This is a genomic window from Clostridium hydrogeniformans DSM 21757, assembly GCF_000686705.1.
GTDB lineage: Bacteria > Bacillota > Clostridia > Clostridiales > Clostridiaceae > Clostridium_Z > Clostridium_Z hydrogeniformans.
In genome coordinates, this window is record NZ_JMLJ01000016.1 from 87,309 (window position 1) to 99,808 (window position 12,500).

The window sequence follows — 12,500 nt, forward strand, 5'->3', positions numbered from 1 at the left end:
ACCTTCAGGTGATGGAAAGAACACCACCTAAAAGAAGATTCCTTCTATATACTATTGGATAAATAAACAACATTTAATTTATTTGTCTTTGGATGAAGGGATACCTCACTATTTACTCCAAAAACATCTTTTATCATTCTCTCTGTCAATACTTCTTCTGGATATCCAGAAGAAACAATATTTCCATTATTAAGTACATATATTCTGTCACAATAATTAGAGGCTAAGTTTAAATCATGTAATGCGGCAAGAACCGTTATATTTAATGACTTAACCAGCTCTAAAATCTGAAGCTGATGTTTTATATCTAAATGGTTTGTAGGTTCGTCTAGTATTAGTATATCAACATTTTGAGCTAAGGACCTTGCTAGAAGAACTCTTTGCTTTTCCCCACCAGATAGGGTGGAAAACTCTCTATTGTAGTAATCTTCCATAGATACTTTCTTTAATGCATCCATAGATATTCTAAAGTCTTCTTTGTTATCCAACTCAAAGGCTTTCTTATGAGGCGTACGACCAAGAAGAACCATATCTATTACTTTAAATTCAAAGTTTTGCTCATTAAATTGACTAACAACAGCCATTTCACGAGACGTGGATTTTATAGAAAGTTTAGATATATCCTTACCATTTATAAAGATAGATCCACTACTAGGCTTTAAGATTCTATAAATTGCTTTTAACAAGGTAGATTTTCCACTTCCATTAGGACCAACTAAGCCTACAAACTCTTTATTATTTAGATTTATAGATACATCCTCTAATATTTTTTTACTACCTATACTTAGGGATAAATCAGCTACCTCTATTTTCATTAGTTTTACCCCCAGTACTATAAGATTTTTTTATTAGCAGCCACATTAAAAATGGTGCTCCTAGCATAGAAGTAAGAACTCCTATAGGAATTTCTAATCCTTTCATCATTACCCTTGCTAGAACGTCAGTCCATATTAATAGAATAGAACCTAAAAGGGCACTTATAGGAAGGAGTTTTTTATGGTCACTTCCTACTATAAGTCTTGATATATGAGGAATCATAAGACCTACGAAACCTACAGTTCCACAAACTGAGACTATTACTCCGGTTATTAGAGCAGAGACTAACATATATATTTTTCTATAGGAGGATAAGTCTATACCAAGGGTTATAGAGGCTTCCTCTCCTAAAACCATAGTGTTTAAAACTCTAAACTGTGATAGAAAAAATACTATACCTATTACTATAATTATGGATGGAATTTTTAAATTCTCAAAGGAAGCAGAAGTTAACCCGCCCATCATCCAAAAGGTTACAGTTTTCATTCCTTCTGCATTATTTGAAATAAATATTATAAAGCTTGTAAATGCCGAGCATATAGAACTTATTATAAGTCCAGATAAAATCAGCTTTGTTGATGTAATTCTTCCTCCTACATTAGACAGTAAATAAACAAATATAGAAGAAATTAAAGCTCCTGTAAAGGCTCCAAAGGTAACACCACTACCAAATAATACACCATTTACTCCAATTAATATGGAGAAGGTAGCACCTAGAGAGGCACCAGAGGAGAGCCCTAATATATAGGGATCAGCCAATGGATTATTTACTGTAGCCTGCATTGCGCATCCAACAATAGAAAGTCCCATTCCAACTAATGATCCAAGGAGAACTCTTGGAAATCTTATATGCCACACTATATCATATAATGGTCCCTTGGATAATGTAGCTGTATCTCCAATGGGAATACCAAGGGTATTGTATATAATAATTCTATAGGCATCATAAGCAGATACATTAGCAGAACCAAAGGTAATGGAAAGCACCAATGATATAAGTAAAATAGAAATAAGAGTAGCAATTATAATAAAAAACTTCTTATTTGATTTTTCAAAATATACATTAGAAGGAGTAGAGGGGGATAGATTGTTATTCATTTACTAACCTCACAATTTTTATTTAACTAAATCCGGGTAAAGACCTTTAGCTAGATTTTCTATTCCTGTAGCTGTTCTTACGCTTCCTCCGTAAGTTTCAGCTAAAGGAGTATATAATATTTTTTTATCCTTTATAGCTTGTACGCTTTGAAGAGCGGGATTATTTAAAAGAGCATCTTTTTCTTTATTATCCTTAACTTGAGCTTCAAAGTGTATAAGAACTATTACATCTGGGTTTAATTCAACTATATTTTCTGGTCCCATAGTACCACCCTTTTCTACCACATTCTTACCACCAGCTTTTTCTACCATATCAGAAACTAGCGTATTAGAGCCATAAGATGTATATTTATTATCTTTAGATCCTTCTATAACTAAAACCTTAAGTTTAGATTTTACATCTTTTATAGAGTTCTCTATACCCTCTATGTTCTTTTTCATGTCAGCTATGTAGGCATCTGTCTTATCTTTTATATCAAAGATTGTACCAATATCCTCTATATCTTTATATACATTTTCTACAGTTGCTTTTTCAGCGATACCAGAGTTTCTTTGGATAAATGTATTAACATCCTTTTCATTCCATGTGTTAACACCACCTAATACCTTATCTGAGAATGCACTTTTCCATCCTATAATAAGATCAGGATTTTTTTCTATAACCATTTCCTTAGTTGGGTATTTATCTGATAGCACAGGAATTTTATCATGTTTTTCTTTAAGATTATCTAGAATAGGGTTGTCCATATATGCTGTTCCAACTAATTGGTCTTCAAGTCCAAAGTGTAGTAATAATTCAGTAGTAGTTTGGTTAGTACTTATTACTCTTTCAGGTTTTTTGTTAAAGGTAATTTTATTTTCTGTTTTATCAAAGTTAAAATTAGTTACTGAAGCTGGATAGCTTTTGCTAGAAGTAGCTTCAGCTTTGTTTTTATCCTCTTTAACTGTAGAGGAAGTAGATGAACATGCTGTAAATAGTAGGCTAACACCTAGTGTTAGTGCAATTAAACTTTTCTTTTTCATAGATATAATCTCCTTACATAATTAAAATTAGATATTTAAAATAGAATCTATAGATATACATTGAAAAACTTTATTTAGTCTAAAGCATTATTTATTACTGTTATTTTTAAAGGTAAATATTAAATGTTTATAGACTTATTTAACACTCATAAAAATAGAGATATTTTAAGTTAAGTATATCTATTAGTAACCCATACTTCATAAAGGAGTTTAGTTTAGTATTTATAATATATAAAACAAAAAAAGCCTCTCCAAAGGACAGACTTATGCACAAATTTAGCATAAAACTAGAACCTCCCTCCGAAGTTAAGTTAAAATAATCTCATAGGCAGGTCTCCTGACTTACACATATATGCCTTATAAATCTCCTTCCCAATTTTAAATCAGTGGATGTGATTTATAAGTAGTGATTACAGTAGCGGGGGCTGTGTTGGATTTACACCAAAGCTTCCCTATTAATCTCTCTCGAAAACCTATAAAAGTATTAGTATTCAATTATCTTATTGTAGATTCTATTAGAAAACATTTTCAAAGTCAACATAAAACAACAAAAATTTTATATATCAGTAATAGTATAACCTAAAGTGGAGGAAATTTCACACAATTATTATTATTATGTTATATTTTCTACCTAATATGATAATTTTAATAAGGGAATCATCATAATTAATTTATTAGATTTTAGGGAATTTATATGGTGATTTAAAGGCGTAATATAGTTGGCTCTACGGGGAAACTGACTTTAGTATGTCTTTGGAAGAACTTTACTTGGAGATAAAAACTATTTGATATATAAATAATTTATCTCAATGAATAGTTGTAATTTTTATATAAAATATTATAATAGAAGATAGATAGACAACTATATATTGTTTTGCTGGGGGTGCCATTTGGCTGAGAGGGATGATAGATCCTAACCCTTTACCTGATCTGGATAATGCCAGCGGAGGGAAGCAGCGGTAATGGAAATACCTAAGAATACATTAGCACTGCTTTATGCAGTGCTTTTTTTATTATTTATAGTACGAATCTTCCTTCAGATGGTGTTATTTCTACCATTTGAAGGTTAGATGAGTTAATCTAGTGGCGTAGCAACTGTTATACCCAACCTTTTAGAGGATGGGGAGTAAAGCTTATAGCCATGAGATAAATATTGAAAAATAATTAGTAATATTCTAGCTTATTTTTAATAATGTTATTATTCAATATAACTTAAATAATTTAAGGGCATTCTAATATATAAATGTCTACAAATTTATAAGGAGGGGTCTTATATGTTATTAAATATTTTTAATTTTAAGTTTAAAGCTCCAAAAGCTTTAGAGTCCTTAGGAACTGTTTTTTCAGATCCTAAAATTTATATAACCTTACTTTGTCTAGTAGGTTTAGTGGTGGCATTACTTGCATTTAGAAAGATAAAATTAGATGCAAAAACCATGACTTATGTGGGAATAGCCATAGCACTTGGAACAATACTTAAGATGTTTACTATAATGAAAATGCCAAATGGAGGATCTGTAACTTTAGGTAGTATGATACCTATAATATTCATAGCCTATATATATGGACCAAGGGTAGGATTTTTAGGCGGATTATTATTTGGAATAATAGATTTATTACTTGGAGCTTATGTAGTACATCCACTTCAATTATTACTTGACTATACATTTGCATTTATGTCTTTAGGACTTGCAGGATATTTTAGGAACAATATAACTCTAGGGTCTTTCGTAGCAATTTTAGGTCGTTATATATGTCATATATTATCAGGGGTAATTTTCTTTGCAGAGTATGCAAATGGACAAAATCCTTTATTGTATTCTTTAATATATAACTCAACTTACTTAGTTCCAGAACTTATAATAACAGTAGTGGTTCTTAACATACTACCACTTAAGAGAATACAAAGTAATTTAGCAAGAAGTCATTAATAGGTTAAACTCTAATTTAAAAGGACATGGGAAATATAAATTTTACCCATGTCCTTATTTTTATAAATAAAGTTATATTTATATTATATAAAGCTAATTTTAATTTTATAGGAAGAATAATCAGTGGTACTTAGTATGGGACTTATAATATTTACTAGAGAATTCTCACTGTTTGATATGGCTTCATCATATATTTCACCATCCATAAGTTTAGAGGACATCCGTTCTTTAACTTGATTTATAAGTATTTCATATTCCTTTGGGGTTAGGGTTACATCACCAAATCTTAATATACCTAAAGTGGGGGACTCATACAAAGTTTTACTATCCTCTATGGTTATGGCTTTAATTGTAGGCTTAGGAATTTCTAAGGTTACAATTTTTTTGTTCTTATCTACTTTTAAGGTTTCATTTTTTATATTGGATAAATCTATTGAATAAATGCCTTTTCCAAAGAAGTGAATGGTTTGTAATTTCTTGAATATTTCCATATCAAAAAGGGTGTTGTTTATTGTTACCTCTTCTTTTAATTCTATTTCCATAGGTATAATTTCATGCTTTTGTCTAATTTCTTTAATAAGAGTTTCTTTTGTTATAAACCTGCTATATGGTCTTTCTACATTAGGAAGAACCCATAATTCCTTTGGTTTTGAGGAAGGTTTTAATATTTTATACATTATAATTGATCCAATAATAATGAATATAAGAGAGAAGGTAGAAAAAATTATAAGTTTTCTTTTAAGTTTTATCATAAATACACCTCCTAAAGAAACTCTAAGAAATTATATTCATGATAAAGATAAATAATAACCTTAACCTAGTAAACTTAAATTAAAAAAGGCACATGACATAAGGGGATTAACTCTGTCATGTGCTCTGAGTTTAGGTGGCTTTAATTATTAAATATAAAGCCACTTAAAACTCAATAAGTGATATAAGGTGGGGGATTATACCCTCAGCTAAATTAAATAAAAATAATTCATATAACTGGCTGAGGAGAATATGAATTTATAGATAATAAAGTTATCTACAAACAATAGTGTTAGCAATTTACAATATATTATTCATAAATATTGTTTAAGTAAGAATAAAGAGCGGGATATACATTAAGGTTTGCCATAAGGCTCATGTATTCATCCATGAGGTCGGGATTTTCATCTCCCTTTTTAATGGCTCTAATCATAAGGTTTTTTGGTGTTTCAAGAGGAGATATATATTCAACTATTGATACATCATATCCCTTAGCTTCAAGCATAAGTCCTCTCATTCCATCCGTAAGAACATCTGCCATTCTAGCCTTTAATATGCCGTATTTTGTTATAGATTTAAAAGGGTCGTAGCTATATTGATTTAAAAGTTCCCTGTGGCAACAAGGAACAGCTATTATAACATCAGAGTTTAATCTAACTCCTAAGGATATAGCCATGTCAGTTGCAGTGTCACAAGCATGAAGGGATATAACTACGTGGATTTTACTTGGAGGATTATAATCCTTTATATCCACAGCTTTAAATTCCATATTTCTATAACCTAGGTTTTTAGCCATTTTAGTAGAGGCAGCAATAACATCAGTAGATCTATCAAGACCTATGAATTTACACTTTCTTCTTTTAACATCTGTTAAATAATAATTTAATACAAAGGTTAAATAGGACTTGCCACAACCACAGTCTAAGATTGTTATTACCTCATTTTTAGGGAGTGAGTCTAAAATTCCTTCTAAAAGTTCAACATAGTGATCTATTTGATTATATTTTCTTATTTTATCGTTTTTAATTTTTCCATCAGAGGACATTATACCAAGCTCTTTAAGAAGGGGGTCTGCTTTTCCTACTTTTATGTAGTAATCCCTATTTAGTAGGGTTGAAGATTCATTTATATGTACTTCTTTTGAAGAAGTTTTAGATAGGTTTTGAATATTTTCTTCCTTAACCTCTGTAGAAGTCATCTTTACATTTTTATTGTCTCCAGAAATAAGAATATCTGTACCACGTTCCCTATATAGAATTATTAAAGAATCATATTTTTCAGCTTCATTACATAGATACTTAGATAACTCATCTATAGATAGTAAAGAAGTTTTTCCATTAAAGTTATAACTGATTTTGCCCTCATTAAATGTACCTACGCCTTTAAATTCTTTAAGGCCAGTATTGAAGGTTGTATGGATTTCTTTAAATATGCTTGAGTTTTCTTCGAAGCGTCCTTGAAGACCAAGGAGGAATAAACTTATTTTATTTATTGATTGTTTGTTCATGATTAATACTCCTTTTTAAGAACTTATATTTTAAGGTAATAAAGTTGTTCTTAATTTATTTAATAAGACTACATAACACTGACATAGTGAAGCTATATAGTACTAATATTTTAGTAAAAGTTCAGTATATATTATAACCTAATATAATATAAAGTTAAACTTTTGAGGGTATGCTGCATCCATTGATATAATATATAGGGTTTTAAGTTTTAAACTTAATTTATACATCTATCCAAAGCAAGATAAATAAAGGATATTTTTAAGTAGTAAGTTAAGTGTTTATGTAAAAGACCTATAGCTTATCTGTACATAGAAGCTGTATTATCTACTGTATTAAAACAATTAATAAGTACATAAAATACCAAAATAAAATAGTTAATAAGCTTTTAAAAATATTAATATTTTATGGTATAATGTTTCAGTAACACGTAAATAGAATAAATACTTGAAAGGGGAACAGCAGTTTAAATGGAGAAGAGTAAGCCGCATTTATTTACAACACTATTTATATTTACAATGATGATACTTGCTGCAATTGCGGAAAATACAAGAGGTGTTTTCGTACCAAGTTTTAAAAGTGATTTTGGAATAACAGATACTGAGATTGGTTTTGTGTTAACTATGTGTACAATAGGCTATTCTATAGCTACATTTATAGGTGGATGGCTTTGTGACAGAATAGGGCAAAGAATAGTTTTTATAATAGGAATTATAACTATGATAGGAGCCCTTATATTATTATCTTTAAGTAATTCGTATTTAGTATTTATCATTTCTATGACACTTACAAGTTGTGGTCTTGGATTATCATCCATAACTATTAATACCCTAATTCCTATATTATTTATATCTATGCAAAGTGTAATAATGAACTTAGTACATTTTTGTTATGGATTAGGATCAACAGTTGGTCAAAGAACTGCAGGAGTTCTTATGTATAATGGAATACAGTGGAGAAAAATATATTTAGGTGTTGCAGTACTTTATGGTGTTATGCTTATATTATTTAACTTTATAAAAATACCTAAAATAAATAAAGGCGATAATGAGGTTAGAATTACATTAAAAGAAGCTTTAAGTAATAAGATTGTGCTTTTATACATATTCACTCTAGGTTTTTATGTATTTGCAGAGGGAGGAACCTCCAATTGGTTTGTAAATTACATGGAATCAAGCTTTAGCTTTAATAAGTCCCAAAGCTCTCTTTATTTAGCTATTTTCTTTGCAGTGTTTTCACTAGGAAGATTATTTGGGGGATTTGTTGTTGAAAAGAAGGGCTACTTAAATGTTGTATTAAAATCTCTTAGTATTGGAGCTGTATTATATATTATAGGTTTCCTATTAGGAGAGAATGGAGTTTTAGTAATAGGAGCTTCAGGGATATTCTTTGCTATAACATTCCCAACAGTAGTTCTTAGCATAAGCAAGGTCTTTAAAAATGGAAGTACATATATTACAGGTATAATAGTTACCTTTGCAACTTTTATAAATATGATTATGACATTCTTAATGGGAATAGCAAATGATATACTTGGAACTAGATATGCGTTTGTTATAATACCTATTAGTTTATTACTATCAATAATTGCTTTATTTGCTGTTCATAGAAAAACTAAGGATAAACTTATGATAAATAAGTAGGCTTAATTTGAGCTTACTTATTTATTATGAGAGGTATATTAAATTATAAGTTATGATAAGAGCTTTAAGGGGTATTATTTTGTGTGGATATACTTATTTAACTTATGACCTTTAATGGAAGATAGTATGTTTAATATATTAATTTTTAAGATATACTTATCTTTTATTAAATATGTTTTATTAACAAAGTTACTAATAATATACCTAGGAGAGATAATTATGGGAAATGAAAAGATAGCTGTAGAACTATCTAATGGTACTTTAAATCAATATATAATTAAAGATAAAATTGGCATAACAATAGGACGATTTTATATTTTAGATATGAATAAGGAAGAAAAAAATTGTTTAGTAAAGCTTAAGTTTTATAGACAAGAAAATAAGAACCTTATGACAGAGGCTTTAAGGGCCGTAGGAAACAAGGTTTTTTCTGGTGGGGAGATATTTAAGCTTAATATAATAGCGGAAGAAAATGTAAATCTTAGCTCGTTTTTAGAAGTTGGATTTATGTTAGAGGGAATCTTTGATAGTAATGTATATTCAAATGGTATATATAAGAGTCAATATCTTCTAGGAATAACATCAATGGAATTTAATAGTGGAAATGTAATGTCTTCTTTATCTATTAAAGGAAGAAAGGTTATATTAAAGTTATTAACCCCTGAATACACTAAAGATGTATTAGATTACTGTATAAGGAACAAGGATCATCTAAAAGACTTTGAGCCTTTAAGGGATGATAGTTTTTATACTAATGAAGCACAAAAGAAAATACTTATAGAAAATTTTAAACAATATCTAAATGGGATTAGTATGAATTTTGGTATATTTATAGGAAATAAATTAATAGGAAAGATACAACTATCTAATATAATCCATGGGATATTTAAAAGTGCCTTTATTGGATATTCTTTAGATAAGGATGAACAGGGGCATGGATATATGAGGGATGCAGTAAATACCATTATTGAATATGCTTTTTATGATTTGGGATTACATAGAATAGAGGCTTCAACTCTTATAAGTAATTTAAGGTCTCAAAATGTATTAAAGGCATGTGGGTTCGAAGACCTTGGAATTAATAAAAATTATCTTCATATAAATGGAAAGTGGGAAGATCATATAACTTTTTATAAATTGAAAGAAGACTAATATAAGAGTATAAGTATTAATTCTAAATTAAGTTATATAAGGACTTAAGTTTTAGAATTAATTTACTCCACGCCTAAAGGCAGATAAGCTAATGATATTTTTAATGAATAACTTAAGGATTTATGTTAATATCTTATAAAAGCTATAGGTATATATAATACTATTTTTATATTAAACTAAAATAATTCTAGAATATATTTTTATTTTAAATAAAGGTGTATATAAGGAAAGAGATAATTCTTTCCTTATATACACCTTATTGATTTCTATAACTTAAGTTAGCTTTACTTAGTAAACTTAAGAATTATAAGCCTTTTTTATTGCTTCTTGGTGCTTAGGATCCTTTTTATTATCCTTATGTCTCGTACTATTTAAAAAGTGAATATCTATGTGGCCATCCATTCCATTATTTTTTATAAAGTCTAGATTATCACCAGTACCAAATCCACCAGAACGATTAGAGACTGTTTTTAAGGCAGGAGATTTATCCAAGCCAGCATGAGGCATAGCTGTCATTGAGGCAGCATATTTTTTATTATTAATTATAAGATATACAGGACGTCTTTCCCAAGAAAAGCCACCCCAGATTTCTTTAATTTTCTCTGTATCATTGTAAGTTAAAGCTTCAGAATCTGCATGATTAGTACCAGTAGTTCTTTGTATCATAAAGTCTTTACCTGTTTCAACATCTATAACCTTAGCTTGGGTTCCTATAGAAAATACATTGGTTCCCTCATTCCACCAATCTAAAAGGGCTATTTCCTTTTCTACAGTATTTGCATTACTACTCTCCTTAGAAGGTGGCACGTACCCCCCTCTAGATAAAGGTGCTTTTGGATTAGAAGATTGAGGAGGTATAGAAGTCTCAGCAGGTTGATTTGCATCAGAGTGTTCTAAGACCTCATCTTTTTTATTAGACTCTTCATTATTTGAAGATAAAAGAATTTCGCTTGAATCTAGTTCCTTAACAGCATTAGTTCTATTAAATATAAAAAATGAAGAACCAAGTACAATTAAGGACGCACAAAAAATAACTATTTTTTTCATAATTAATTCCTCCCTAAAGCCTGCGAAGTTAGTTGACGGGTTAGGGTTAGAGAGTACCCAGCTTATTAAAGCTTCACCCCATTAGTTAAATCCTCCGCTACATTTTGTATTAGGCTTTTTATTATAAGTAAGATTATAAAGAAATTATTCATATCACACTATAGTGAGTTATTGGAGCAAGTGCCAATGAAAGTAGGTATTACATTTATGTAGTAATAAAGTATGTAGATTTACAGTGGAAAATAATATTTAAATCATTGGTATAAAATGGTAAAATAATAAATAGAGGATATTTATATGATAGACAATTATTAAAAAAAATAATCTTAATCTATAAACATAGCTATCAATACTATGATTATAGTTAGAAGTTATACTAGTATTAGAAATATGAATTTATATTAAGGGCACATTATAAGAGTTTTTGAAATTTAAACTAGATTAAAGGGGGAATACTTATTGTGAAGATGTAGTAAAAGATAAGAAAAATTTTATTTTAAGAAAATTTATACGATATAGAAATAAATGAAGGTTTTCTAAGTATAAAACTTTTCATTTGAAGTAGGGAGAATAAGATGTTAAATAATTTATTTTTAAAACTTTTTAGTTCCGAAGAAGTTAAGACTGTGGATGAAGAAATAAATAAGTTAACAGAAGAAGAAAAATTAGATAGGGAGGTTGCAGAGATATTTCAAAGAATGCAAATAGGTAATAGTTAAATAGTTACTTATTATAGTTTAAATAAATGTATATGCCAGGTTATAATAGGAGAGTTACATTAATAAGAAACTTAATGGGTTATTTAAATTAATAAGAAAAGTAATAAATCTAAAATTATATGAATTTACTTAGATATAATTTGTATGGTTAAGGAATAATATAAATTGAGGTTTAACTTATTCATATATAAGAGAAATTTAAAGTTATAGATTTAAGAATAATTTAGCTAAAAACTAGACATAATAAAACATAAGTAAGAATAAGATAAAGAATCAGAAATAAACTTAACCATGTGTATCATAATAGAAAATAAGTCGAAATTTAAAGTATATACTAGAAAAAAAGAGATAATTTCATCATAATAGATAAGAGCTCTATTATAGGGAATCATAATATGGTATTATTAATATCGTTGCTGATGAGCGAAGCAAGTTAGTAACAGCAAATCAAACATTTTAAGTTTGGTTAATGGTCTTTGAAAATTAAACAGATTAAGATAAAGAACCAGCAATTCTTTTAACAGTAAATAATTAGCGAAAAGCTAAGATTAAACTTTTAAATTGAGAGTTTGATCCTGGCTCAGGATGAATGCTGGCGGCGTGCTTAACACATGCAAGTCGAGCGAGAGAATCTCTTCAGAGACAATCTAGCGGCGGACGGGTGAGTAACACGTGGGCAACCTGCCTTGTAGTGGGGGATAGCCCTCCGAAAGGAGGATTAATACCGCATAATATTGCTTTAAGGCATCTTAGAGCAATCAAAGGAGTAATCCGCTACAAGATGGGCCCGCGGCGCATTAGCTAGTTGGTGGGGTA

At 29.3% G+C, this 12,500-nt stretch carries 10 protein-coding genes, 1 rRNA gene and 3 riboswitches; of the genes, 5 read left to right on the top strand and 6 right to left on the bottom strand.

Annotated features, from left to right (window positions below; all coding sequences use genetic code 11):
* Window positions 1-44: 44 nt before the first annotated feature.
* Genes BR69_RS0110620 through BR69_RS0110630 form a run of 3 tightly spaced genes read right to left on the bottom strand, consistent with a single transcriptional unit; the run spans window position 45 to window position 2,937 of the window.
* A complete protein-coding gene (locus BR69_RS0110620; RefSeq protein ID WP_027633172.1) occupies window positions 45-815 on the bottom strand; it encodes an ABC transporter ATP-binding protein in 771 nt (256 codons plus the stop codon).
* Window positions 796-1,914, bottom strand: a complete 1,119-nt coding sequence (locus BR69_RS0110625) for a FecCD family ABC transporter permease (RefSeq protein WP_027633173.1) — start codon at window positions 1,912-1,914, stop codon at window positions 796-798. Before BR69_RS0110625 ends, BR69_RS0110620 begins: the two co-directional genes overlap by 20 nt.
* Before the next feature lie 18 nt (window positions 1,915-1,932).
* Window positions 1,933-2,937: an ABC transporter substrate-binding protein gene (locus BR69_RS0110630; protein WP_027633174.1), complete on the bottom strand. Its 1,005-nt coding sequence runs from the start codon at window positions 2,935-2,937 to the stop codon at window positions 1,933-1,935.
* A gap of 310 nt (window positions 2,938-3,247) precedes the next feature.
* Window positions 3,248-3,429, bottom strand: a riboswitch (cobalamin riboswitch).
* Between the two features lie 377 nt (window positions 3,430-3,806).
* Window positions 3,807-3,906, top strand: a riboswitch (TPP riboswitch).
* A 305-nt stretch (window positions 3,907-4,211) separates the two neighbouring features.
* Between BR69_RS0110630 and thiT the strand changes: the two genes are divergently transcribed.
* A complete protein-coding gene (gene thiT / locus BR69_RS0110640) occupies window positions 4,212-4,868 on the top strand; it encodes an energy-coupled thiamine transporter ThiT (protein WP_084315425.1) in 657 nt (218 codons plus the stop codon).
* A gap of 83 nt (window positions 4,869-4,951) precedes the next feature.
* Here thiT and BR69_RS20415 read toward each other — a convergent pair whose 3' ends face one another.
* Window positions 4,952-5,620: a DUF4230 domain-containing protein gene (locus tag BR69_RS20415; RefSeq protein ID WP_051623583.1), complete on the bottom strand. Its 669-nt coding sequence runs from the start codon at window positions 5,618-5,620 to the stop codon at window positions 4,952-4,954.
* 308 nt (window positions 5,621-5,928) lie between these two features.
* Complete coding sequence (locus BR69_RS0110650; RefSeq protein ID WP_027633176.1) at window positions 5,929-7,125, bottom strand: class I SAM-dependent methyltransferase; 1,197 nt, start codon at window positions 7,123-7,125, stop codon at window positions 5,929-5,931.
* Between the two features lie 468 nt (window positions 7,126-7,593).
* Here BR69_RS0110650 and BR69_RS0110655 point away from each other — a divergent pair, with 468 nt between their 5' ends.
* On the top strand, window positions 7,594-8,766 hold the full coding sequence (locus BR69_RS0110655; RefSeq protein WP_051623584.1) for an MFS transporter: 1,173 nt from the start codon (window positions 7,594-7,596) through the stop codon (window positions 8,764-8,766).
* A 219-nt stretch (window positions 8,767-8,985) separates the two neighbouring features.
* On the top strand, window positions 8,986-9,918 hold the full coding sequence (locus BR69_RS0110660; protein ID WP_027633178.1) for a GNAT family N-acetyltransferase: 933 nt from the start codon (window positions 8,986-8,988) through the stop codon (window positions 9,916-9,918).
* Window positions 9,919-10,215: 297 nt separating this feature from the next.
* On the opposite strand, the gene BR69_RS21190 is transcribed toward BR69_RS0110660, so the two are convergent.
* Window positions 10,216-10,965, bottom strand: a complete 750-nt coding sequence (locus BR69_RS21190; RefSeq protein WP_051623585.1) for a hypothetical protein — start codon at window positions 10,963-10,965, stop codon at window positions 10,216-10,218.
* 2 nt (window positions 10,966-10,967) lie between these two features.
* Window positions 10,968-11,091, bottom strand: a riboswitch (cyclic di-AMP (ydaO/yuaA leader).
* Window positions 11,092-11,540: 449 nt separating this feature from the next.
* Between BR69_RS21190 and BR69_RS21830 the strand changes: the two genes are divergently transcribed.
* Both BR69_RS21830 and BR69_RS0110675 read left to right on the top strand, forming a co-directional pair.
* Entirely contained in the window at window positions 11,541-11,684 is a 144-nt protein-coding gene (locus BR69_RS21830) for a hypothetical protein (RefSeq protein ID WP_160169949.1), read from the top strand.
* A 557-nt stretch (window positions 11,685-12,241) separates the two neighbouring features.
* Window positions 12,242-12,500: ribosomal RNA gene (locus BR69_RS0110675) — 16S ribosomal RNA — on the top strand; the annotation flags it as partial.